At 41.7% G+C, this 23,213-nt stretch carries 22 protein-coding genes and 1 tRNA gene; 11 read left to right on the plus strand and 12 right to left on the minus strand.

Features of this window, described 5'->3' with window-relative positions; translation table 11 throughout:
* Positions 1-56 precede the first annotated feature (56 nt).
* Positions 57-215 (plus strand): hypothetical protein, encoded by a 159-nt coding sequence (locus V7K76_RS20445; RefSeq protein ID WP_334950889.1) that lies wholly within the window; start codon positions 57-59, stop codon positions 213-215.
* 6 nt (positions 216-221) lie between these two features.
* Here V7K76_RS20445 and V7K76_RS20450 read toward each other — a convergent pair whose 3' ends face one another.
* A complete protein-coding gene (locus tag V7K76_RS20450; RefSeq protein ID WP_334696008.1) occupies positions 222-722 on the minus strand; it encodes a fatty acid hydroxylase in 501 nt (166 codons plus the stop codon).
* A 1,137-nt stretch (positions 723-1,859) separates the two neighbouring features.
* Between V7K76_RS20450 and V7K76_RS20455 the strand changes: the two genes are divergently transcribed.
* Together V7K76_RS20455 and V7K76_RS20460 are read left to right on the plus strand one after the other, a co-directional pair.
* Positions 1,860-2,558 carry a haloacid dehalogenase type II gene (locus V7K76_RS20455; protein WP_334775274.1) on the plus strand — a complete coding sequence of 233 codons (699 nt, stop codon included), beginning with the start codon at positions 1,860-1,862 and terminating at the stop codon, positions 2,556-2,558.
* A 249-nt stretch (positions 2,559-2,807) separates the two neighbouring features.
* Positions 2,808-3,677 (plus strand): DUF5895 domain-containing protein, encoded by an 870-nt coding sequence (locus V7K76_RS20460; RefSeq protein WP_334775273.1) that lies wholly within the window; start codon positions 2,808-2,810, stop codon positions 3,675-3,677.
* 97 nt (positions 3,678-3,774) lie between these two features.
* Here V7K76_RS20460 and mltA read toward each other — a convergent pair whose 3' ends face one another.
* Together mltA and V7K76_RS20470 are read right to left on the minus strand one after the other, a co-directional pair.
* Positions 3,775-5,025: a murein transglycosylase A gene (gene mltA / locus V7K76_RS20465; protein WP_334775311.1), complete on the minus strand. Its 1,251-nt coding sequence runs from the start codon at positions 5,023-5,025 to the stop codon at positions 3,775-3,777.
* 3 nt (positions 5,026-5,028) lie between these two features.
* On the minus strand, positions 5,029-5,283 hold the full coding sequence (locus V7K76_RS20470; RefSeq protein WP_179066232.1) for a hypothetical protein: 255 nt from the start codon (positions 5,281-5,283) through the stop codon (positions 5,029-5,031).
* Positions 5,284-5,914: 631 nt separating this feature from the next.
* On the opposite strand from V7K76_RS20470, the gene V7K76_RS20475 reads away from it, so the two are divergent.
* A complete protein-coding gene (locus tag V7K76_RS20475; RefSeq protein WP_334775272.1) occupies positions 5,915-6,190 on the plus strand; it encodes an HU family DNA-binding protein in 276 nt (91 codons plus the stop codon).
* 94 nt (positions 6,191-6,284) lie between these two features.
* Here the strand turns inward: V7K76_RS20475 and V7K76_RS20480 are convergent, their stop codons facing one another.
* Together V7K76_RS20480 and V7K76_RS20485 are read right to left on the minus strand one after the other, a co-directional pair.
* Positions 6,285-6,536, minus strand: a complete 252-nt coding sequence (locus V7K76_RS20480) for a hypothetical protein (RefSeq protein WP_334775271.1) — start codon at positions 6,534-6,536, stop codon at positions 6,285-6,287.
* Between the two features lie 72 nt (positions 6,537-6,608).
* Complete coding sequence (locus tag V7K76_RS20485) at positions 6,609-6,806, minus strand: hypothetical protein (RefSeq protein WP_335029979.1); 198 nt, start codon at positions 6,804-6,806, stop codon at positions 6,609-6,611.
* Between the two features lie 193 nt (positions 6,807-6,999).
* On the opposite strand from V7K76_RS20485, the gene V7K76_RS20490 reads away from it, so the two are divergent.
* The 3 genes from V7K76_RS20490 to V7K76_RS20500 all read left to right on the plus strand — a co-directional run bounded on the left by V7K76_RS20490 (position 7,000) and on the right by V7K76_RS20500 (position 10,328).
* Positions 7,000-7,974, plus strand: a complete 975-nt coding sequence (locus V7K76_RS20490; RefSeq protein ID WP_334950893.1) for a cation diffusion facilitator family transporter — start codon at positions 7,000-7,002, stop codon at positions 7,972-7,974.
* Positions 7,975-8,099: 125 nt separating this feature from the next.
* On the plus strand, positions 8,100-8,339 hold the full coding sequence (locus V7K76_RS20495) for a hypothetical protein (protein WP_334950895.1): 240 nt from the start codon (positions 8,100-8,102) through the stop codon (positions 8,337-8,339).
* A gap of 39 nt (positions 8,340-8,378) precedes the next feature.
* The gene (locus V7K76_RS20500; RefSeq protein ID WP_334950897.1) at positions 8,379-10,328 is read left to right on the plus strand and encodes an alkaline phosphatase; all 1,950 of its coding nucleotides are present in this window, start codon (positions 8,379-8,381) and stop codon (positions 10,326-10,328) included.
* Here the strand turns inward: V7K76_RS20500 and V7K76_RS20505 are convergent.
* Positions 10,286-10,465, minus strand: a complete 180-nt coding sequence (locus tag V7K76_RS20505; RefSeq protein ID WP_334775267.1) for a hypothetical protein — start codon at positions 10,463-10,465, stop codon at positions 10,286-10,288. The genes V7K76_RS20500 and V7K76_RS20505 overlap by 43 nt on opposite strands.
* A gap of 95 nt (positions 10,466-10,560) precedes the next feature.
* Here V7K76_RS20505 and V7K76_RS20510 point away from each other — a divergent pair, with 95 nt between their 5' ends.
* The gene (locus tag V7K76_RS20510) at positions 10,561-11,070 is read left to right on the plus strand and encodes a PEP-CTERM sorting domain-containing protein (protein ID WP_334950900.1); all 510 of its coding nucleotides are present in this window, start codon (positions 10,561-10,563) and stop codon (positions 11,068-11,070) included.
* 631 nt (positions 11,071-11,701) lie between these two features.
* Positions 11,702-13,969, plus strand: a complete 2,268-nt coding sequence (locus V7K76_RS20515) for a transglycosylase domain-containing protein (RefSeq protein WP_334775265.1) — start codon at positions 11,702-11,704, stop codon at positions 13,967-13,969.
* A 132-nt stretch (positions 13,970-14,101) separates the two neighbouring features.
* Here the strand turns inward: V7K76_RS20515 and V7K76_RS20520 are convergent, their stop codons facing one another.
* The 4 genes from V7K76_RS20520 to V7K76_RS20535 all read right to left on the minus strand — a co-directional run bounded on the left by V7K76_RS20520 (position 14,102) and on the right by V7K76_RS20535 (position 19,123).
* Positions 14,102-15,586 (minus strand): tetratricopeptide repeat protein, encoded by a 1,485-nt coding sequence (locus tag V7K76_RS20520; protein WP_334950902.1) that lies wholly within the window; start codon positions 15,584-15,586, stop codon positions 14,102-14,104.
* Between the two features lie 12 nt (positions 15,587-15,598).
* Complete coding sequence (locus V7K76_RS20525; protein ID WP_334950904.1) at positions 15,599-16,927, minus strand: ATP-binding protein; 1,329 nt, start codon at positions 16,925-16,927, stop codon at positions 15,599-15,601.
* A gap of 139 nt (positions 16,928-17,066) precedes the next feature.
* Positions 17,067-18,500 (minus strand): DUF4335 domain-containing protein, encoded by a 1,434-nt coding sequence (locus tag V7K76_RS20530; RefSeq protein WP_334950906.1) that lies wholly within the window; start codon positions 18,498-18,500, stop codon positions 17,067-17,069.
* The gene (locus V7K76_RS20535; protein ID WP_179066478.1) at positions 18,497-19,123 is read right to left on the minus strand and encodes a DUF3038 domain-containing protein; all 627 of its coding nucleotides are present in this window, start codon (positions 19,121-19,123) and stop codon (positions 18,497-18,499) included. The genes V7K76_RS20530 and V7K76_RS20535 overlap by 4 nt, the downstream gene beginning before the upstream one ends.
* Positions 19,124-19,550: 427 nt before the next feature.
* Here V7K76_RS20535 and V7K76_RS20540 point away from each other — a divergent pair, with 427 nt between their 5' ends.
* Together V7K76_RS20540 and V7K76_RS20545 are read left to right on the plus strand one after the other, a co-directional pair.
* Positions 19,551-20,069: an adenine phosphoribosyltransferase gene (locus V7K76_RS20540; RefSeq protein ID WP_334775261.1), complete on the plus strand. Its 519-nt coding sequence runs from the start codon at positions 19,551-19,553 to the stop codon at positions 20,067-20,069.
* Between the two features lie 85 nt (positions 20,070-20,154).
* A complete protein-coding gene (locus V7K76_RS20545) occupies positions 20,155-21,201 on the plus strand; it encodes an ABC transporter permease (protein WP_334775260.1) in 1,047 nt (348 codons plus the stop codon).
* A 692-nt stretch (positions 21,202-21,893) separates the two neighbouring features.
* On the opposite strand, the gene V7K76_RS20550 is transcribed toward V7K76_RS20545, so the two are convergent.
* Positions 21,894-21,964: transfer RNA gene (locus V7K76_RS20550), tRNA-Gly, on the minus strand.
* A 56-nt stretch (positions 21,965-22,020) separates the two neighbouring features.
* Positions 22,021-23,184, minus strand: a complete 1,164-nt coding sequence (locus V7K76_RS20555; protein ID WP_334775259.1) for a hypothetical protein — start codon at positions 23,182-23,184, stop codon at positions 22,021-22,023.
* Positions 23,185-23,213: the final 29 nt, after the last annotated feature.

Below are 23,213 nucleotides of genomic sequence, written 5' to 3' on the forward strand. Positions count from 1 at the left end.
TATAAGTAAATATTTTATAATTAGAGAAAGGTATAATTTAAATCTATGGTTAATTAATGTCTCTTGTTGTTACTACTCGGAAATTGGGGATTAGCTTTTTTGAGTATGTAGGTGAGCGGATTTGTAAGAGTGGCATAATCTCATCTAGCGTACAAAAAGAAGCTGCGATCGCAGCTTCTTTTCGTACCTTTAAAAAATATTTAGATAAGCAATAGTTTCAGTTAGATCCGAGATTCACGAAAACGAAGTCTGAGCAATCGCAGCCAGCGTAGCCACATTTGTGCAGGTTGTTCAAAGAAGGTGAAAATATCACCAAAACCTAAGTTAGTTTTGTGATGATGTAACCAGTGTCTCTCAGGAGTAGTAATAAATAGAATTTGGCATAAAATATTTATCGGCTTTGAAGTTTGCCAACCTAGTACACTTATGTGTCTCCACCATACATGAAACTGACCAAGCAGTAATCCAGAAATCACGCCAATGGGAGAGAAAGACCACAAGACTACTGCTATGAGTACATAAGGCAAAGCTCCCAAGATACCATCTAAAAGAACCTGGGGATTAAAAGTTAAAATAGCGTAGTGGCGGAAGTCCTTCTTCCAGGAGTGGTGCGTTTTTAAATGAAGGCTACCAAAAACATGCTCGGGTACGTGGTAAAAAAATGTAGATAGAAAATCGCCAAAAAACAGTAATAACCAAGCAACAGCAATAGCCTCAAGCATTTGTACTCCTCAAGAATAGTTAAGAAAACTCCACAGAAAATATGCAAATGTCATGCTATGGGCGTAGACACCTAGTTTTCTGCTATGCAAGCATGATCTGTGCGTCTTGTATGTCTACGCTCCAGTTAATTTGGCTCAGAGTATATGTAATTGGAGCAGTTGCAGTTTCATGAATCTCCAATCCTTAATGCAGTAAACAGCAACTCGTAAAAACCTCCAATTTGATTGCTAGCTTTGGGTTAATGGCAGTAATACATCTAATATCCGATGGGAATACAGTATTTTGCCATAGTTACTACACAATCTTCTTACCTAAGGCATACAGCATAAGCAAAGGTTGAGTTAAAGTTAGTACAAATTTAGGTTAAGGCTTTCTTCAACATTGTTAATTCTAGATTGATTGCAATTAAACTTTAAATATGAATCTCTTCAGAATGATATAAGTAGGTATTTTCTTAATATATCTGAGTTATTAAAGCGATTGAAGAAGAATTCAGAAGTCAGAATCAATCAGTCGGGGATTCAGACCCGCGACTGATTGAAGACCACCAAATTTCCAATTTGGTGGGGGTCTTAAACCCGATTATTCATCCGCCAGTCGCACAAAATTCATTCTGAATTCTGGCTCCTGACTCCTGAATTCTGTTCGATAAAACGCGTTTAAAATTAAATTTATATATGAAGGAACTTAGATTATTTTTAATTTTAGATTATAAATAATTAGTATTTTTTAATAATTTCTAAATTTACAACTTCAATGATAAATTTATGTTATAAATACGGAGGATTATAGAAATTATCTTATCTTTTTTGCCAAGTGCATTTGAATTCCCTTACCCTTGTTTTGAACATCGGCGACTTTGTGATTGTGAACAAACAGCTAAATCAGCAACGGATGTGATTCGAGAACTCATTCGAGCTTTGGCACTGACGAAAAAAAAGCACATTTGTGAGCCATATTACTTTGGTTCATTCTTAAGATATAAGCATGAGAATTTGGTTGAATTGGAGGTGTTAAATTAAGAGGTGGTAATTTTTTGTGATGATTGAGAGGTACGTAAAAATTTAGTGAAGGTGTGCTGCGATCGCAGTTTATGAAAACTGAACACAACTAATCAAATTTTGGAGTATAAAAACGTGATAAGCTTCAATCAGTATAAGGCTTTAACTTTCGATTGTTACGGAACCCTGATTGATTGGGAAAACGGTATCTTAGGGGTGCTAAAGCCACTTCTGCGGGTACACAACACTAATTTGAATAACGAGCAAATTCTGGAAATTTTTGCGGAATTTGAAGCAGAACTAGAAAAAGGAGAATATATCAAATATCGAGAAGTTTTGAAGAGAGTAGTCCAGAAATTTGGTGAAAGATTTGGCTTTGAACCAACTGCTGACGAACTAAATTCACTTGCGGATTCGATTCAGCATTGGCTACCTTTCCCCGATACTGTTGAGGCACTTAGAGCTTTAAAGCAAAAATTTAAGCTGGTCATTATCTCAAATGTTGATGACGATCTCTTTGCATTCTCAGCAAAGCACTTGGAAGTGGAATTCGATCGGATAATTACAGCAGAACAGGTAAAAAGCTACAAACCCTCATTAAATAATTTCAGATTTGCCATTGAAAGAATTAATTTGCCGTTAGAGCAGATATTACACGTTGCGGCTAGTTTATATCATGATATAGTTACAGCCAAATCTCTAGGAATATCAACAGTCTGGGTAAACCGTAGAGCAGACCAAAATATAGTTGGCATCACAGGATCAGCAGTAAGTCAACCGGACTTAGAAGTACCTGATTTAAAGACTCTTGCCGCTTTGGTTTCTCCAAAATAATACTGAGTAATAAGTACTGAGTACCACCACCGCTTCGATAAGGATCTATTGTTACAAAGGAAACAGGGATTGCAACATAGATTGATTCTGTCTTAATCTAGAAAAACTACCATGCTAGTTTGACAGTATCTTCCTCCTGCAACGCGTCAGGAACGAGTGAAGATCGTACCAACGCTCTGCTTCTGGTTCCCCAGGATCAGCGCCCTGCCGATAAACTTGTTCAATAAAACACTTTGATAGCCTAAAACGATGAAAGCATCTGCTAATTTCGACTTTGAAGACGAGAAATTCAATGCACCGCCTTCTCAAGTCCTTCCGTGGTGTCAGATGATTAATCCTCGGTATGGCACAGATGGCATACAATCCCACGGTTTGGCGATTAAGCTAGATAATGCTAATGCTGTTGGCTTTGTGCCAGATGAGAATTGGCAGCAAGTGGAGCATGAATTTACTTCTGGAGTCGAAACGGTATTTATTACCCCTACTCCACGCCTGGTTATAGTGCGTCGGGGGCCATTATCTGTCAAAGACCGGGAAAGTGGTCTAAAACTAGGTACGCTCAAAGAGAATTATGATGCTTTTTTAGCCGACAAACTTAAATTTAAAACCTTTACTCGTTATTTAATTTTTATAGTGGGTGAGAATAAAAACTTTTTACATGAATCACCACTACAACTAACTCTCAATGGTGCTGCCGGAGCGAGTTTCAGCAAAACCTATTGCGAATATCAACAAGGCAAAGTAGTTAGTGGATTTGTTGCTGAACTAGAAAGAGCTTATGCAGTCTACCGTAAACAACCTTTAGCACCAAAGGGGCCTTTGTTCCATGCTCACGGAATTTTTTGCCCCATCATTGAGTGTGAAGAAAGAGGCATTGAACCAAATACGGTTTTGGTAGCTTCAACTGTAGACTACAAACATCCCACAGTCGGGACTTTAACGCAATATTTAATTGCTTCCGATGCTCTTGAGTCTGCAATGATTTGTAAGACTTTTGAAGAATACAAAGATTTTGGTAAGGAACCTGTCAAATTAGAAACGCCTAAATTGGCAACGGCAGGAGTTTCCAACTCTTACGTTTATGCTGATGAAGATGATTTTGCTTATCCGCCTTATTAGATGGGAGCAGGGAGTAAGAATTTTAGATTTTAGATTTGGGATTTTAGATTGAAATTTAATCCAAAATCTAAAATCCCAAATCCAAAATTTAATTGCCCTATTCCTTGAGTAGCAAATAATATAGTGAACCATTGCCGCCCGTGATGCCAGCGCGATCGCCTGCTAGTTTACCAGACCCCATGAAATAATCCACCCGTCCCGGGCCTTTGATGGCGCTTCCTGTATCTTGGTCAAGCACAAAGCGGCTGACGGTACGACTCTGTAGTTTGCCACCACCAGCAGGATAGGGAAATGAGTTGTAAATCAACGCTAGCGCTCCCGGTGGCATGAGAGACTTATCTGTAGCAATGGAACGTTCTGCTGTCACTGGCACATGAATACTGCCTGTAGCCGCCCTACCACCAGTTTCTTGGAAGAAAATAAATCGTTCCCAACGTGGTAGATAATTGTTCAACTCGTGCGGCTTTGCCCGGAAAAAAGCAACCATACGTGGTAACGTCAATCCATTTAGGGGAAGTTTGCCATCTTTGGCTATTTCTTTGCCGATACTAGTCCAAGGGTAATCAGTTCCACCTGCATAGCCAACTGATGTTGTTTTGCCATTAGTTAATTTAATTTGGGCAGAACCTTGGATATGTACCATATATGCGTCTAGGCGATCGCGGAACCACAGCAGTTCTAAACCGCGCAATTTGCTCTTATTCCCATGTAAACCGTCCTTTCCTTCCAAATCAATTCGTTTTGGGTGGGGTTTAGTCCATTGGCTGAAATCAGGTGGTAGCCGATAAAGAGGATATTTATATATTGCAGTCCTGACACGGCTAGCGGTATAAACAGGTTCGTAGTAAGCGGTGAACTTAACAGTACCCTTGCCATCGTTGCCCACAGACTGGTAGAAGACAAACTCACGGCGGACAGCCGCTTGTAATTGCGCTGCTGACTTAGAACTGACAACCAGTTGACGGAAGCGTACCAAACTCCGGCGGACGCGATCGAGGGTAATTTCCCTCATCGGATAATTTTGATATGCTGCGATCGCCTCACCCTTTGTTAGGTAAAGCAAACTGTTGTCAATAGAAGCCAACAACGCATTGCGATCGCCTCTTTGACCCCAAAGTTGCTCATCCCAGCCCAAGCAAGTCTGCCGCAGCGTACAATTGCTGCTGATAGCAATTGGTTTTAGGGGCGGCGTTACTTCAGGAGTGATTGGTATTGGTATAGGCGAGAAATCGGGAGTAGTCGGTATTGGCAATGGCAGTAAGTTAGGAACCTGAGCAACAGCCCCCCAGAGAGGATTTACAAGGGCAATTCCCAGACTCAAGGAAAGGAAAGCAAGGGTTTTTCTCATCATTTAGTTGAATCTTTCAACACTGGAACTAAAAACGGGTTCTACCCGGATTGCCACGATCCGAGAAGGGCGTATTACCATATATTCCCCTTGAATATTTTTAATCGGCACGCTAATAAAGTCATTAGAAGCAGATTTTGGCACAAGTTCGCCACTATACCACTTCTGAAACTCTTGAATAGTCGGAAAACGTACTTCTTCCCGGTGGCCGCTTTCCAGTAGGAGGAATACGGCATATTCATTTGCAGTTCTAGCCATAAAGTTGAATTATCTATTTAAAAAACATTCAACCCATTGTTAACCACGCAACCCCCGAATGAAAAGGGTAAGCATACGGGAGGTTGGGGGTAGAAGGGCAAAGGAGCAGGGAGAGCAGTGAGAAGAATTTTCCCCTCCGCCCCCCGCACCCTGCCCCTCTGCCTCTTTTCAATGCCCAATGCCCAATGCCCAATGCCCAGTTATCCCAATAACTCTTCACTTTAGACGCCTAATCCTTTAACCAGTTCCTTGTTTTTGTGTCAATTAACCTTGCCAAAGCTAGTAGTTGTGCCAAGATGAATTTGAGGACTTAAGTAGAATTTGTTGGTCTTGTTGCCTCAAGATTATTACGACAAGTTGCAGCGTCAGCATCCAATTTTGAAGAATTCGTTAGTCAATTAGCCCTTTATCTTCGAGAAAATTAACAAATTGATTTTAAGAAGAAAACAATGTTTCTACTAGAGAAACCTACTCTCCTACAGGAGCTTACTACTAAGATTGAAATTAAGTCCAATAATTTACCAATTCAAGAGCCTCAAGTAATCAGTGAGAAAATTATTTCTTCTCACCCTTTACCAACCAGAGATAGTAATGCTAGATTTCCATTATTTACAATGCTTTGAGGTGATTTATGAACAAAGGCGAATTAGTGGATGCTGTAGCAGCAAAGGTTAACATCACAAAAAAGCAAGCCGATGAGGTAATTAGTGCTTTTTTGTCAGTTGTTACCGAAGCTGTAGCGAGTGGTGAGAAGGTAACGCTGGTAGGGTTTGGGTCATTCGAGCGACGCGATCGCTCTGAACGCGAAGGGCGTAATCCGAAAACCAATGAGCCAATGACTATCCCAGCTACCAAAGTGCCTGCATTTTCTGCTGGGAAACAGTTTCGGGAAAAAGTTGCACCCTAATCAATACAAATGTATTTACTTGACTACTGTCAATCCAATGACTGCAAAGCCATAATCGATTAATTCAAGTCTAGTTTCGCCCCACTTGCAGGCGTTAGCGCGTAGCGGGACGTACCCCTACGGGGATCTTGCTACGCGGTAGCGTCTCTAAGAGTTGTACGGTTTTAAACCAATATTCATTACCCAGTCGTACAGAATTCATACGCTCATTCTGACCGGAACTAACGGAAACGTCTCCGGCTTTGCTCCTGAGTTCTGAATTCTTCTTATAAAAACTTCGGGAATCCACAGCAAAGGCGATCGCTATGTCTACCAAACCCTGCGATCGCCTTTTTACCCCAAACAAGAGGTATTTCTAATAGACATCTCCAGAAATTAAATATGCGTTACCCAGAAACCTTGTAGAGACGTAGCAGTGCTACGTCAAAACAATTCTTTTTCGGAGATGTCTAATGATGACACAACTTTCAGCCCCTACGCCAACAAAAGATCCGTTAACCACACGCGATGCCTGCGGTGTTCTCGTTGCCATCGCCAAATCATTGCAACCATCGTGAATCAGTCCAATTATTCCCACGATTGCCAGCCCGAAGATGCCCGAAGATGTAGTATACACAGCAATACCACTAAAATTTAGGATATTTGCTGCTTAATTTCCTGTAAATTCATTTTTAACACAATTATTACCATTCCTTAAACTAAGCAAGATAACTTTTTAGAAGTTGATATTTTTCTGGTCTTCACATATTTGTGAATTTAAGCGGCATACCAATTGAGCGAATTCTGTACTGTAAAAGGCTTTTCTAGTAATGCTTTCACTTGAATGGTGTGGATGTGAACATAATTCGGCAAAAGTATTGAATAATCAGCATAAATCTAAAGTATTGTGGCTAACAGTAGGTTTACTTGCTGTTTTTTTCGTTGCTGAGTGGAGTGTGGGTTTATGGAGTCAAAGTTTATCTTTACAGGCGGATACAGGACACATTTTATCGGATATTACAGCCTTAGTAATATCTCTATTTGCTAGTTTTTTAGCACAGCAACCAGCTAAGAAAAAAGCAACCTTTGGAAATCAGAGGATCGAAGTTTTAGCAGCCTTATTAAATGGATTAGGTCTGCTGGTGATCGCTACTTTTATCATATTGGAAGCTATTCAACGCTGGCAACATCCAGCAGCCATTTTAGGCTTACCAATGTTAGGGATTGCCGTATTAGGTTTAATCGTCAATCTGCTCAATATTACTTTGCTTCATCCCCACACTCACGACGATTTAAACTTGCGCGGAGCTTTGCTTCATGTCATCGCCGATACTGCTAGTTCTGTGGGCGTAATTATAGCTGCAATAGCCGTTCATCTTTGGGATTGGTGGTGGGCAGATGTTGCTATTAGTTTAGTAGTTGCAATTTTTACGGGTTTAAGTGCTTTACCTTTAGTGCAAGAAAGTTTAAAGATTTTTTTGGAATATGCACCAGAATCAATTGACCCCGTTGAGGTGGAAATATCTCTCAAATCTTTTCCTGGTGTTGTGCAAGTAGAAAAACTCCACATCTGGACACTTAGCTTAAATAAGGTAATACTTTGTGCCAATTTGACGGTTGAATGTACAACCATCCAAGAACGCGATCGCTTACTCAATAAGTTGGAAAATCACATCCGACAAACTTTTCATATTGCTGAAATAACTTTGCAGCTAACTAGCTACAAAAAGCCATCATTAATGCCAATTCATCCTTTATTTAAACAAGATTTAGTTTTTATGCTGTCTCATAATAAAGCAAATTAAAACCAGCATATTTCTGTTAATTTGTTTACCTAAATTACTTAAATTAACATTTTAAAATCATGCTTATTGACATTGATTTTAATTGTCAAAGCATTTCTACAAGTTATTAACTAGGAGGTTTCCTGATGATGAGTTTCATGCAAAAATCCCCAATGATTTTATTACTGAAACAGTACAAACGCATCTTGGCTTGGTTCATATCTGGTCTGGTTTTGGCTGTTTTCTTGTTCTTGGGAACATCAAATCAACAACCAGCAACCGCCTCTAAACCAAGTTATCCCACACCCTCAACTGTGCCAAATGTGACTTCTACATACTCAGACTTTGGTGCTACTCACCTAGAACCAAACTTTTATCAGTACTAACGGCTAATACTTGCTCAATTAATTCTAAGGCACATTGCAATGATTTCATTTTTGCGAAAGTACAAGCGATCGCTAGCTTTGACTATGGTCGGCTTGCTCTGTACCGTCCTACTGATATTTGGTAATTCTGTTTTTCAGCCGACTCTAGCTGCTGGTAATGGAGTTAACGTAATTATCATGATTGGCGATGGTATGGGTTGGAATATGGCCCGAGCCGCAGCCGTTGCCAAAGGCGCTCCTTTTTACACAAGTGGTAAAGGCTCAGGTTTGAGCTTCCAAAAGCTAAGTGGATATGGGCTGGTAACAACTTACGGCACAACAATTGAGGGCAATACACCAGCCAATCCAACAGGTCAGCCCCACCTAACAAGTAACTCTGCTCTGGATGGATCTGATACATTCACAGGTGCAAGTCCTGTTCGTCCCAACTTCTCATTCAAGCCTACTCCTTTTAATCCAGGCGATCGCCTTGATGGCAACAGTTTAGCAGAAGGTAATCTCACCGGCTACGACCCTAGTAAGGGTGGCCCTCTTCCTTGGATTCCTCTGACCCCTGCTAATGCCGGTACTTATGACAAAGAGTACATCAAACACAGTTATCCCGACTCTGCTAACACCGCGACAACTCTTTATACTGGCGTAAAAAGCTTTAACAACGCGATGGGTGTAGACATTTACGAGAAAAAGTTGAAAACCATCCTGGAAATTGCCAAGGAAAATAATAAGTCTACAGGGCTAGTTACTTCCGTACCCATTAGCCATGCAACGCCTGGTGCTGCTGCTTCTTTTGTGAATCGCCGCAGCAAATACGATAGTAAGTACGACCCCAGCAAAACTAACCAAGACAGTATTCTGCAACAGACTTTACTAAACTTTCAGCCTAATGTTTTGTTGGGTGGTGGTCATCCGAAAGACTTTGACAACAAAAATAGTACAAGTACCCCAGAAGGTGTCTTTAACTATACGTACATTACAGAAGACACTTATCAACATCTCAGCAAGAACCCTACGTCAAATCGTTATGGCTATACCTTTTTGGAACGTGGGCCAAATGCAACTCAGACATTGCTAAATACGGCTGCTAAACTCAATCCAAATAAGGGAGATAAATTATTTGGTCTATATGGTGCGCGTGGACAAGAAGGCAACCTTCCTACTAGTTCTTCTAAGGGAGACTACAGTCTCACAGGTCTGAACAACGGCTCACTCTATAGCTCTGTTGTTAAGAGTGTAAATCCCTGTCCATCAGGTCAGATCATTCCTGGTACATCTGGGGATTGTGTTCCTGTCGTTGACGCAGCAGGAAACCCAGTTAGTGGCCCCACACCTGATACTGTCCGTCCTCTGGCTCCCGGTGAAACCGATGCTAGCTTTATCGCCAGAGAGATTAACGAAAATCCGACTTTGGCTGATCTGACCAAAGCAGCTTTAACAGTTCTAGGTAAAGACAAAGATGGTTTTTGGCTGATGGTTGAGGGAGGCGATATCGATTGGGCTGCTCATGACAACAACATAGATAACCTAATTGGTACTATGAATGATTTTGATAAAGCAGTCCAGCAGGTGATTACTTGGGTAGAAAATCATGGTGGTTGGAGTAAGAACCTACTACTGGTTACTGCTGACCATGACCACTATCTAACTCTGAATAATGATTTTGCCTCTAAATTGACTCCTAATCCTGACCCGAATCAGGCTAGAGGCTTGAAGTGTAACGCCAAGGACATCACCTTCAACAAGCACAATCCTAGAGAAGCTGGTCACTTCTGGGGAGCCGATCCAAATTACAAGTACCTCTGGGGTAGCCATAGCCGCCGGATTGTACCTGTGTACTATCAGGGTGCTTATTCATCAACCCTGACTCGATCTTTTGGACAAAAGCTTCAATTCACAGATAGTTCTGGTACTTACACTGCGCCAGGTGTTCGGGGTGTGGTCGATCAGAGTCATATCTTCCAAGCGATGAAAACTGCGATCGCAAGTCCATGAAGTAATGGCACTAAGAAAAGCCCAAAGGCTTGTGTCACCTCGTTCCCAGATGGAGGCTGGGAAGCAGTCAGAGCAAGGGCTGTATCTTTTCTTAGTGCCATTCGTCCATGAAGAGTGCTGAGTCTTGTAAATTGCATACACCGCTCACCACTAACTGACAAGCTTTGTGTTGCAGAGACTTGGTAACACGCGTCTCTGTCTCAAAAAATGGTTCTTTTATCAATGTAAAAAAATGACTGACTCCATCTTCAAGAAGTTAGCGGCTGCAACGGTAGGAACTGCTGTGATTTTTTCCTTAAACGAGACTATCCCCGCCCAAGCAGCAGCCCTAACTTATAATTTTTCTAACAACGATAAAACTCTCACAGGCACTTTTTCATTCGACCAAGCAGCAGCAGCAGACGATCAAGAAGTAACCATCGCCGAAGGTTTAAAGATTTCTGCTACCTATGGTGGACAGTTATACACTGAAGCAGATGATCCTTTAGCGTCAGTTTTCACTGACTTTTCAGGAAAAATTTTGAACCAAGCCGGGTTAGGGTTGTATTTTACACCTAGCACTTTTAATGTCTACCGTGATAGTTTTATCGATTTGAATGATTCCAGTGGTGCGGGTGTTCAAACTGTCACTTACACAAGTGTTCCAGAGCCAAGTTTGATGTTGGGATTTTCTATATTCGGGTTGAGTTTGTTCTTGGGTAAAAAGATCGGATCTTCTAGACCATCAAGCACAAAAGCTTAATCCAGATTATCAAGAATAAACTGTTAGGCGGTTTATTTGCATCTATCTAAAACAGGGTGGGACTATCCACCCTGTCAATTTTTCACTACCCCTTCGGGGCGGGAGTAAGGAGTAGGGAGTAGGGAGTAGGGGAAGAAATTAGCCCCGAATGCGAACAGCGTCTCCCTTTGGGAGAAATTGAGGTTTGAAGCCGTACAACTCTTAGAGACGCTACCGCGTAGCAAGATCCCCGTAGGGGTACGTGCCGCTACACGCTAACGCCTGCAAGTGGCGCGTTCGCACGAGAAAAAATCCTTGTATCCCAAGGGTTGTTGAAACCCCGCTTACATCCACAGACACCTGGGGATGGGGTTTTACGCTCGATCAATAAAAATTGTGCCTGTAGTTATTGAGTTTATAACAGGAGCTTAAATAAGCCTTTGAGAATAGGAAAAAATTATGCTGCCATAAATAAGTGATGAAAATCACAAATCAATACCGCTTGTAATATAAATTTAAGTATAAATTAAATCAAAAAGTTCCGTATAGCTAATTTATGCTTTGGCTTATGAGTAAAATGATGAAAGACTAACATCTAAAATTGATTGTAATTCGCCCGATTCTTCACTAAAAACTGTGATGTGAATAGCCGATGAGTTCCCCCCAACCCCCTCACAAGCCACAAACGTTACTAGGTCAACTGACTCAAGCAGTACATACGATTCAAGCTAGGGTCGATTTTTCTAAATTGGCGCTCAAGCCTAATGCCAAAGTACCAGAACTTTGGGTGCAGGATGCAGGGGCGGATAAAGCAGAGGTATATCCACTGTTGGGCGATCGCTATATTCTCGGTCGTAGCTCCAAATCCAGCGATATCGTCATCCGTAACCCTGTTGTCAGCCAAATTCACCTCTCGCTATCGCGGAATTCTACTCATAGCACACCAGTTTTTGTCATCAAAGACGAAAACTCGACTAACGGCATCTATCGTGGCAAGCGTCGTGTTAGCTCCCTAGAATTACGTCACGGCGATATTTTGACTCTGGGACCCCCAGAACTTGCCGCTTCTGTACGTTTGCAATACGTCAATCCACCAGCATGGTATGTAAAAGCTGCAACTTGGACAGCTTATGGTGTTGGTGGTGTCACTGCCCTGTTAACATTAGTGATTGGCGTCGAATGGCTGAAATTTAAAGTTAAACCTCTACCGACAGCGACACGCGCCCCAGTAGTTGTTTACGCCCGCGATGGAGCCACCCCCCTGAGAGAGCCTCGGACAATCTCTCATGTAGATATGAAGCGATTAGATGAATTTGGCCCTTATTTGCCTGCTGCTGTAGTAGCTTCAGAGGATAGTCGTTATTATTGGCACTTTGGGGTTGATCCTCTGGGTATTTTACGAGCAGTGTTAATCAATAGCCGCAGCGGAGATGTCCAACAAGGAGCCAGTACTGTTACCCAGCAAGTTGCCCGCAGTTTGTTCCGTGAGTATGTAGGCAGACAAGATACCCTTGGACGCAAATTGCGAGAGGCAGTTGTCGCCCTAAAACTCGAAACCTTTTACAGCAAAGATGATATTTTGCTGATGTACTTAAATCGGGTTTTTTTGGGAGGAGATACCTCTGGCTTTGAGGATGCAGCCCGATATTACTTTGAGAAGCCGGCTAAAGAATTAACTTTAGCAGAAGCAGCAACATTGGTAGGAATTTTACCTGCTCCCAACGCCTTCGATTTTTGTGGGAATGGGCCAAATAAGCTAGAAGCGGCTGAATACCGGAATCGTGTGATTAAGCGGTTGCTGGAGATGGGCAAAATTAAACCAGAGGATGCCAACCGAGCTAGACGCTCTACCGTTCAAATTAGTCCTAAAGTCTGCGAACAACAAGCTAAAACGATCGCACCTTATTTTTACAGTTACGTCTTCACTGAACTCGAATCAATCTTGGGGGAAGGAGCCGCAAGAGAGGGAAACTATATCATTGAAACCAAGCTTGATCCAGCCATACAGAGACAAGCAGAAGCCGCGTTGAATAATTCGGTGAACAACTCTGGTAGAAATTTTAATTTTTCTCAAGGGGCGTTAGTTACTCTTGACTCTAGTACAGGCAGCATCCTCGCAATGGTGGGTGGAACTGATTACAAAAAAAGTCAGTTCAATCGTGCTGTTCAAGCCAAAAGACAACCAGGTTCCACCTTCAAAATTTTTGCTTACACCGCTGCTATTCAACAGGGAATTTCACCATCCAAAAGTTATTCCTGCGCTCCTTTAACTTGGCAAGGCTTCACTTATAAATCCTGTCGTTCAAGTGCTGGGAGTTTAGATATTGCCACTGGGCTGGCTCTTTCAGAAAATCCCATTGCTTTGGGAGTTGCTAAAGAAATTGGGCTAGATAAAGTTGTGGCAATGGCGCGGCGTTTGGGGATAAAATCAAACCTCGATCCGGTTCCTGGGTTGGTACTAGGTCAAAGTGTGGTGAATGTTTTGGAAATGACTGGTGCTTTCGGCGCTATTGGCAATCGCGGTGTGTTGAATCCTCCCCATGCCATTAGCCGAATTTTAGACAGTGGTGATTGCCGCGATCGCAATGATATCAAAACCTGTCGGGTAATCTACTCCTTCGACCAAGATCCGGCTGCTAACAAACAAGTGCTGACAAATGGTGTCGCCGATGAAATGACTACTTTAATGCGCGGTGTCATCGCCAGAGGTACTGGTCGTAGTGCTGCCATTGGACTAGGGGAAGCTGGTAAAACTGGCACGACTGATAAAAACGTTGACTTATGGTTCATTGGTTTTATCCCCAGTCAGCGACTTGTAACCGGCGTTTGGTTGGGAAACGACAATAATTCCCCAACATCTGGTAGCAGCGCTCAAGCAGCTCAGTTGTGGGGAAATTATATGCGGAGAATTACAAGGTAAATGGCCATTGGGCATTGGGAACTCTTGATCAATAAATGATCAATGGACTTTTGTGAGAAGACCTGATTTTGAGGACTTAAAAGTTTATTAACTCGCTGAAAAACTAGCTAATGAAATTTGGCAAATGTGCAATTACTCTAACCTCTCACGAGTTAAATCAGGTTGAATTTGCAGTGCTTTATCATAGGACGCGATCGCTTCTTCATTGCGTCCTAAGTCTCGTAGCGCATTGCCCCGGTGATTCCAAACCTCGTAGTCATCTGGTTTAATTTTTAGTGCTTGGTCATAGGATGCAAGTGCTTCTTCATATCTACCCACTTCGTTAAGTGTAATGCCTCGCCATCTCCAGACAGAAAAAAGGTCAGACAAGTCATCCTTAGGTTCCAATTCTAAAGCTTTGTCTAAACTAATGAGTGCTTCTTCATATCTACCTAGTTTGTTAAGTGTAATACCTCGCCATTTCCAGGCATAATAAAGGTTAGATAAGTCATCCTTAAATTCCAATTCTAAAGCTTTGTCTAAATTAATGAGTGCTTCTTCATATCTACCCAATTTTTGCAATGAAATACCCCGACCCTTCCAAGCATAGTAATCATCTGAGTTAATTTTTAGTGCTTGGTCGTAGGATGCGATCGCTTCTTCATAGCGTCCTAATCCATCCAGCAAATAGCCATGCCAGTTCCAAGCATCCTGGGAATTTGGTTTAACTTTCAAGGCTTCTGTAAAGGATGCGATCGCTTCTTCACTGCGTCCTAAATTCTCTAGCGCAATCCCTCGGTTGTACCAAGCTTGGTGGTCATCAGGTTTAAATTCTAGTGCTTTGTCGTAGGACGCGATCGCTTCTTTATAATCTTGTCCAGCAGACTGCAATTTTCCCAGGTTAATCAGTAAATCATATTGACGAGCAGGTGTTTGATGGTCTTCTGCTATTAATTCTTGAATTCTTAGTATTTCTTGAGTTCTTTCTTCTGGTGTTAGAGCAAGATGTTTTTCATAATCTCGCTCCTGAATTATCCGTGATGATTCTTGTTCTAAAGTTTCTGAGTCTATAGGGAATTCAAATAACCCAGAACGCCAGTCAAAAAAGTCTGGCGCACGTTGAATAAAATATTTAATCGCAAATATCGGTAGCAAGAACACAAAACAAATATTAAAGTTATCCTTAAACCGTTCTCGCTGTTGATTAAGGTTAATTAAAACAGGTGGTACACCCTTCCAACTGTATGAATAAATATCTCTACTATTCCAACCTGTTAAGCTTTTGCATTCTTCATATTTATAAAATGAATGCTCTAAACCTGTAACAAATAAAATATTTATTTCTTTTTTTTTATCTAAATTATCAATTATTTCATATAAATTAGTCACAGCTTGCTCCAGCCGTATAACTTCAATATTTTTATTGGGAATATCTTCTTTTACCTTGGTAATTAACTGCTCACCCTCAGCCGGAGAGCAACGGACAAATAATAAGCCAAAGCCTTCTGTAAAATTCAGAGTGCGGACTAAGGCTTGATATTCCTCATCTCCTTGTGATGGTAAATCCCGATCCCAATCCGTCAGTTCTAGTGCCATAATCTTAGCTGTGTAATGCCCAATGTTAAGCGTTAAAGACACAGTTATTTATTTTTATGCCGGATACAGTCGATTAAAGGTATCTTGAAATTCTTTAATACCTTTGATAAGAGGATGAATATCATACCAAACTTGACTTTCTCCTTCTCGATTTAAATAACGATATTCTAAAATACAGCGATTAAATAATAAGCCTCGATACAATGGATCGTTTTCTATTTCTTTAGAATGATACACAGTTGCCAGTGCTTCCCATTCATTAGCAAAAACTGTATTTCGATAAGTATTTCGCAACTCGCTCATTGAGCGCTGTAAGGCTCTGGTAGGAATGGGTAGGCTGTTTGTGTATTTAATTGCCTCCTTCATTAATAATAATAAATTTCGCACATGACCTCCACTCATGAGGCATAGTCTTTCTAAAGCTTCTCGCTGCTCAAACATATCTACCACAGATAAACTAGAGTCTATCAAACTCAGACGTTTTTGCAGTATTTCTATAACTTTATTAATACCGCGTTGATAGGGTTGATTATCAGGCGTTTGCACCATAATCATCGGCAATACCTGAGTATTCCCATAGATATTAGCTAGGTCTGCGGCGCGATTAGAATACAGCAAAGAAATGGGTACTGTATAAAGCAAATGGCAATCTAAAGCTTGGAGTTGTTCGCTACGGTCGATAAAAATTTGATCGTGATTGCTGCGTCCATCTTCTTGAGGTATAGGTACAATCCGGTCTAAGTTATCAGCAATTAATACAAGTTGAGAATATCCTGAAGGTAAGTGCTTTTTGGCATCTTGAATAAACTCATTTAAAGCTGCAATCAAAGTAATTGTATGCGGATTGACACGCTCACGAATTTTTTGGCGTTGAGTAGGTTCTGTTCGCAAATTTGCTGTTAATTTGGCGAATTGGGCAATTTGCCCTTCTATACTTAAGCTTTGTAAGGAGACTTCAGTTAATGCCAAATCTTTTAAATCTAGCCAACGATCATTTAACCAGTTCAATAAACTAGCTGGATTGGTATCTTTTAATTTTTCTATTAAATGGCGGGTACAAGCTAAAAGAATATCAGTATATTGGGCATCTTCTGGATCAATATCTTGTTCATCGGCGGGAAAATAAACAACAAAGCAACCTTGCTCATCTAAATATTTCTGAAGCCGCAGTAATTCTGTTGATTTCCCAGCACCGCGATGACCTGCATACAGTTGAGAGGTAATTCTGTCTGAATACAAAATCTCTCTACCTACTTCTACTAATATGTCACCATCTCCCCGCACTTCTGTACAATCAACGTAAGCGGGATCTCCTGCGGGTAAGGGGCGAAATGGGTCAAAAGCATTGTATATCCGCTTTAAAAAGGCAAAATCCTGGGTCATAAATCTAAATTTCTCAGGTTAGCGCCATATTATCGCAAACTTACAGAGATAGATGGAAAATTAAATTGTCAGGTATGTTATTGCTCAGAGTAGGGCACAGGGAATAGCAATTTAATTCTTTTCCCAATGCCCCATCCAATTACTGATATCCCTGCCAAGGAGTAACTTCCAATGTGCCACTAGGCTTGAATATCACTTGGAAGTGAGCCAGAGGTTCTTTGGCATTGGGAGCAGCTACATTGGAACCGTAGATAGCGTTAAACATCTTGGGAAGAGGTGTTTCCCGAAAATAGTCAAAGGCTACTTGGTTGAGTGGTTCATAGTCAGCAATTACACCATCTTTGTTGACTGCTACCCGATATTTCAAATCTCGCGTAAAGGTGGGAGTACCAGTCCAACTTTGACGAACTGCATTATAAAGCTTTTGATTTAAACCTTTAGTGATCTTAGGGTCAGTAATTTTTGCCCCGATTACCTCCGGTGTCCTGGCATATCCCCGCCAAGGGCTAACTTGCAGCACACCATTTGTAGTAAACACTATTCGGAATTGGGCGATCGGTTCATTGGAAATGGGAGCGCGGTTAGCAGGATTGTAAAGTAGGTTAGGCAGAGGAGTTTGGCCAACTCCTTGATTAGCCTCCTTATTCACCGCCTTATAACCAACGATCGCACCATCGGCAGCTACACCCAAACGATAGACCAAATCCTGTTGTAATCCTGAACGCTTAGTCCAAGCTGGATGAACTTGGTTATACACTTGACGATTCAATGCACGCAGCTGGGATGGATCGGTAATTTCTGGAACTGTATTTAAAAGTGCTTCTAAATCTTTAACTACTGGCTTTGTATTAGCTGTAGGTGTTGGTGTAGGCGTTGCAGCAGCGACAGGAGTTGCAGCCGCTGATACTGGAGGAGTGAGGCTCTTGGTTGTAGAGCTAGTTTGCTCATCTGCCTTAGGCTGTGGTGGACGAATTTGGGGAGGTGGAATCAAGTTAAATGCGATCGCTGCTACTGCTAAACTTGATACTCCCACAGCCGCAGGAACAGCCTGCCTGATCAAAGCTTGACTAGCACCGCCATAGCGTCTAGTAACTGGTTGTAGTTCTAGAGATAATTCTGGTAAAGTCTGGCTATCAGCAAAAAACTGATCTACTGCTTCTACTAAATCAAACAACTGCACCGTATTCAAATCTATTTCAATCGGCGGACGTTTGGAATTCTTAGAGTGAGACTCAAATCCCTCTGGAGCGCCTTCTGAATGTATGATTAACCGATGTCGGTTGCTGTCAATTTTCTGAAACTCTACTAGCTCCGATTCCTGATTGTGTGCTTGCGGATTGGGTACACTACTTAAAAATTCTTGGGCGTAGCCACTAACAGCCCTTACCAAACTTTCAAAAAATTCCCGTCCTCCCGTTAAGGGTTGATTGTAACCAGATAAATAGCATTCTGCATTTACCAATATTGACAATTCCGGGCGCATTTCCTGGAACTGTGTAGCCCTAGTGACATCACTTAAGCCTTCTAAAAGAAGTGTACAATTAGGTAGACTATACTTACGTTGAATATTCATTCCACTTCACCGTCAAAAAGACTAATCCAGAACCGCTGCATTCCAGCTGTACCAGTACAAAATAGTAATTGTCCTAACAAATTTATTGCTAGCGCATCTAATTTCTCATCAGAAGTTAATGCTAGTACACCAGAACGCCGAGCATTCATCCGGCTTTTAAAATGCGCTCTAAACCGCTCTAGGTAGTTAGATAGACGCAAATTCTGTTCTAATGGAATCTGCTTCTCTTCCATTTGTTGACATATCATTAATAACTGGCGGATGACAACAGTTAAACGCCGCGCTATATAGCAAGCAATGACCACCAGAGCTTTGGCTTCCATAATAGTTAAGGGACGGCGTATATGCGCTCTTCGTAGCGGGTTAGAGCTACGCATCCGCCATAAATTCACCCTGTCTTTAACAATTCCTTTAAGATCCAACTCTTGAGCAAAAGCCAGGATTGCTTCTGAACCACCAAGCTCTAAAGCTTCAATTGCCAGTAAAATCAGGTCAATTTGCAGCCTGGTTCTCCGAGGACAGGTTTTGGAAGCGATCGCCGGATCTGGTAAAGTGTCCAGAATCATCGGCACTGAGTCTTGGGTTGGACTGTTGAACGGCGTTAAACTTGCTGAGACATTCATTCTATAAATACCTTATGCGGTTCCAACAGACTAGATAAAACAAATTTAAGGTCGGTAGTCAAGACTTGAGCGTTAGACTTGTAGCAGTATCATAACTACCTGATATATACATTACTTAACTCTTTCTATTGAAAGTTTTCCCTATATTGAAATCAAAAGTTTAAAACATCACTAAATTCACCTCATTTATTAATGCAACACCTTTTCTAGCTTGGTTTAGATTCTAATTATCGTCAATAAATGGCGAAACTTCAGCCTCGACCCCCAGCGTATGACATTATAGTGTACGATTTTTCAGGTATCTGAAATTGGGGATTGGGGATTGGAGACTGGGGACTGGGATAGTTATGAATTTAAATTAATAACTCCTCACTCCTCACTCCCCACTCCTGACTTTCCCCATTCCCCATTCCCAATTCCCCATTTTATGGATTTAAAGTCTCTCGTTCGTGACATCCCAGATTTCCCGAAACCCGGAATTTTATTTCGGGATATTACTACGTTACTGCGCGATCCAGAAGGACTGCACTACACTATTGACTTTTTAACACAAAAATGCAATGAAGCTGAAATAACTGTAGATTATGTCATTGGCATAGAGTCGAGGGGATTCATTTTTGGTTCACCTCTGGCTTATAAATTAGGAGCTGGTTTTATTCCCGTCCGCAAAAGAGGGAAGTTACCGGCAGCCGTTTACTCAATTGAATATGAACTAGAGTATGGTACAGACTGCCTAGAAGTGCATCAAGACGCCTTACACCAAGGTAGCCGAGTTTTGATTGTGGACGATTTGATTGCTACAGGAGGAACTGCGAGTGCCACAGCAAAGTTGGTGCAGAAAATTGGCTGCGAACTAGTAGGATTTGGGTTTATTATCGAGCTACGGGATTTACAAGGGCGTACACATTTGCCGGACGTGCCAATTATCTCTTTAATTGAATATTAGTCATTAGCCATTGGTCAATAGAAAAACAAGTGACAAATGACGAAGGACAAAGGACAAGTGACAAAGGACAAAGGACAAAAGATAAATGACATCTACAAAAATTTCCTTGGAGACAGGTCGGGATTGGCTAATCAGGCTAGTCACGAGCGAAACTTTTGTTTATGTAGGAAAGCGGCTATTGCAGGCACTCCTGACTTTGTTGTTGGCATCAGCGTTGTCGTTTTTTATCATTGAACTCGCTCCCGGTGATTATGTAGATACGCTGCGGCAAAATCCGAAGATATCTCCAGAAAGAATTGCGGAAATCAAGCGGCAGTTTGGCCTAGATAAGTCTTGGCCAGAGCAATTTTGGCTATGGCTATGGCGAATTGTGACCAAAGGGGATTTTGGCACAAGTTTTATTTATCAGCGTTCAGTGGCATCGCTGTTGTGGGAACGAGTACCAGCAACTTTACTATTAGCGATCGCATCTTTAATTGTCACATGGGCGATCGCCATCCCTCTAGGGATTTTTGCCGCTGTTAAACAAAATAAACCAGCCGACCGGATTCTACAGGTGATCAGTTACGCTGGACAAGGCTTTCCCAGTTTCATCACTGCCTTAGCGCTGCTGGTTTTAGCCCAAATCACCTCGCCGCTATTCCCAGTGGGTAGTATGACTAGCATTAATCACTCAGAACTATCGTGGTTTGGCAGAATCTTAGATATCGGCTGGCACATGATTTTACCCACAATCGCCCTCTCAATTACTAGTTTTGCTGGTTTGCAACGCATCACTCGCGGTGAATTATTGGATGTGCTGCGTCAAGATTATATCCAAACGGCTCGTGCCAAAGGTCTACCAGAAAACCGCGTCATCTACGTTCATGCACTCCGCAACGCCATAAATCCCTTAATTACCTTATTGGGTTTTGAATTAGCCGGTTTACTAAATGGTGCTTTCATCGCCGAATTTTTCTTCAACTGGCCCGGTTTAGGGAGATTGACTTTACAGGCTTTACAATCTCAAGATTTATATTTATTAATGGCAAGCTTGTTAATGGGCGCAGTACTGCTGATTATTGGCAATTTAATCGCCGACTTGATGCTCAAAGCAGCCGATCCACGCATTCGCCTAGAAAATCTCAATTAGCGTAGCAGCAATTCTAAATTCAGAAAATCAAGAAGCATTGGGCAACTCCCACAGTCCTGGTTTCTCACATTAGGGACTTCCAAATAAAAAAATATCCAATTAACTCCTGTGGGGTGGGCATCTTGCCCGCCCAGTCCATAGGGCGGGCAAGATGCCATTGGTGTCAAGTTAAGCTCAAACTTCCTATGTCAATAAGCATTTATGCTCAAAAATTCGGTTTGAAAGGGACAAAAAACGAACTTTCTCAGGGACTATTAATGCTTTGTTTATTAGCATCACTCCCAGCTTGCGTATAAAAGTCAGAAAAAGTTCACCTTTATACTTCGTTACTAACAAAACCTATCGTTGACAAATGGGTTTTAACCTTAAGTTGACACTAATGGCAAGATGCCCACCCCACAATATTGGATAATTTATTTCTTGGAGTTCCCTTACCTGAAATTTTGCTGCTTTGAGTATCTAGTAGTCTGTCCCATTAAATATAATGGGTGAACTCATTCTTAACTTTTCTTCCTTTGCGCTCTTTGCGTCCTTTGCGGTTCGTTCTTTTATCCCTCAAATTTAATGGGACAGACCACTACTAGTCTGTCAAAAACCAATTGACGGATAAATCCCCTGTAGAGACGGCGATTTATCGCGTCTCTCTAACCTTACTAATGGCACTAGATTAGTATATTTGAGGGCATTTTCTAAGCGGGCGGCGGGAATCGAACCCGCATTAATAGCTTGGAAGGCTATAGTTTTACCACTAAACTACGCCCGCGTATTTCCAACCCTATGAATTTAACACAGCTTATGTAAAAAATCAAGCATTTAGTTTTAATTGGCAGTTTGGATTGTGACTCTGATATACAGATTGCTCAAGCCTGGTTTTTTGCCATCGTTATTGTGGGCAGGAAGAAAGTTTTCTGTTTTGAAAACTTCATTGAGGACTTGCTCGTATGTGGTTTTTTCACTTTGCAGTGCTGCTGGTTGTATTTCTAGAACTACAGCCTGTTTAAAGTTACCATTGCTATCAATTATTAAGCTAGCCAAGAGATGTGCTGGTTTAAGTCCAGAATTCTGGACAAGAAAACTTGAGTCTAATTGTTTTGTGTTGCTTCCCTTGTATAAAGCGATAACGTCGGGTAAAGCATCTTGTCGAAATCCTCTTGATTGTATCAAGCTAATCACTTCATCTCTAGATAAAGGAGCTACTATTGCTACCGACGCTCCCCCGGTAGAAGCTGGTGGAGTTTCCCTAGTCGGAGTTGCTGGAGTTTCTCTAGTAGAAGCTGGTGGAGTTTCTCTAGTCGGAGTTGGTGGAGTTTCCCTATTTTCAGGTTCTAAAACTGGTCGATTTGATGGAATACCTGCTGTTAGTGGTCTTCCCTTTCCCAGTTTGATTTCTTGACGGCGCTTCCAAGGTAAATTACCAACTGGAACTGTAGGTGTTGGTTTTGGCGTGGCTGTAGGCGTTGGTTTTGGTGTGGCTGTGGGCGTTGGTTTTGGCGTGGCTGTAGGCGTTGGTTTTGGCGTGGCTGTAGGTGTTGGTTTTGGCGTGGGAACTATCTGTCGTCTAAAGAGTTTGCGATTAGTTTGAGAAGCGACAGTTCGGCTCTTTTTCTGGGGATTATCCGTAGAATTTATGACGCCAAAATCTTGATTTCTGGGCGTAGTTCGTCCTGTCTGTAGTGGACGTGCTGGTGGTACAGACTTTTGATGTGAGGATAATGGCTTTGACGAAACTGTTTTGGCTGTTGATTTTGATTTGATTATTGATTTTGTTTTGGGAGCAATGTCTATCAATTCAATAGGAATAGCAGATTGACTTTGCTGGGGAAACCACAGACTAAATGCATTAGATGAGCGCATCAGCCAGAACACCAGCAAGTGCAGAGAGACTGAACCTACAACAACAGAAATCCACAAACCTGGGGGATCAGTATGTCGTCTCCAGACCTTGGCTGGAATTGGAGTTTTGTCTGCAACCGATGGTGTCATATTATATAAACTGGATATGATTAGGCACT

Source organism: Nostoc sp., assembly GCF_036917975.1.
Classification (GTDB): Bacteria; Cyanobacteriota; Cyanobacteriia; order Cyanobacteriales; family Nostocaceae; genus Nostoc.

Bases quoted from the DNA above. Each gene is read 5' to 3' on its own strand.
- V7K76_RS20450 (WP_334696008.1), bottom strand. From the start codon at position 722: ATGCTTGAGGCTATTGCTGTTGCTTGGTTATTACTGTTTTTTGGCGAT.
- V7K76_RS20460 (WP_334775273.1), top strand. From the start codon at position 2,808: ATGAAAGCATCTGCTAATTTCGACTTTGAAGACGAGAAATTCAATGCA.
- V7K76_RS20545 (WP_334775260.1), top strand. From the start codon at position 20,155: ATGACATCTACAAAAATTTCCTTGGAGACAGGTCGGGATTGGCTAATC.
- V7K76_RS20530 (WP_334950906.1), bottom strand. From the start codon at position 18,500: ATGAATATTCAACGTAAGTATAGTCTACCTAATTGTACACTTCTTTTA.
- V7K76_RS20525 (WP_334950904.1), bottom strand. From the start codon at position 16,927: ATGACCCAGGATTTTGCCTTTTTAAAGCGGATATACAATGCTTTTGAC.
- V7K76_RS20540 (WP_334775261.1), top strand. From the start codon at position 19,551: ATGGATTTAAAGTCTCTCGTTCGTGACATCCCAGATTTCCCGAAACCC.
- V7K76_RS20555 (WP_334775259.1), bottom strand. From the start codon at position 23,184: ATGACACCATCGGTTGCAGACAAAACTCCAATTCCAGCCAAGGTCTGG.
- V7K76_RS20500 (WP_334950897.1), top strand. From the start codon at position 8,379: ATGATTTCATTTTTGCGAAAGTACAAGCGATCGCTAGCTTTGACTATG.
- V7K76_RS20535 (WP_179066478.1), bottom strand. From the start codon at position 19,123: ATGAATGTCTCAGCAAGTTTAACGCCGTTCAACAGTCCAACCCAAGAC.
- V7K76_RS20510 (WP_334950900.1), top strand. From the start codon at position 10,561: ATGACTGACTCCATCTTCAAGAAGTTAGCGGCTGCAACGGTAGGAACT.
- V7K76_RS20515 (WP_334775265.1), top strand. From the start codon at position 11,702: ATGAGTTCCCCCCAACCCCCTCACAAGCCACAAACGTTACTAGGTCAA.
- V7K76_RS20495 (WP_334950895.1), top strand. From the start codon at position 8,100: ATGATGAGTTTCATGCAAAAATCCCCAATGATTTTATTACTGAAACAG.
- V7K76_RS20445 (WP_334950889.1), top strand. From the start codon at position 57: ATGTCTCTTGTTGTTACTACTCGGAAATTGGGGATTAGCTTTTTTGAG.
- V7K76_RS20505 (WP_334775267.1), bottom strand. From the start codon at position 10,465: ATGCAATTTACAAGACTCAGCACTCTTCATGGACGAATGGCACTAAGA.
- V7K76_RS20475 (WP_334775272.1), top strand. From the start codon at position 5,915: ATGAACAAAGGCGAATTAGTGGATGCTGTAGCAGCAAAGGTTAACATC.
- V7K76_RS20470 (WP_179066232.1), bottom strand. From the start codon at position 5,283: ATGGCTAGAACTGCAAATGAATATGCCGTATTCCTCCTACTGGAAAGC.
- mltA (WP_334775311.1), bottom strand. From the start codon at position 5,025: ATGAGAAAAACCCTTGCTTTCCTTTCCTTGAGTCTGGGAATTGCCCTT.
- V7K76_RS20490 (WP_334950893.1), top strand. From the start codon at position 7,000: ATGCTTTCACTTGAATGGTGTGGATGTGAACATAATTCGGCAAAAGTA.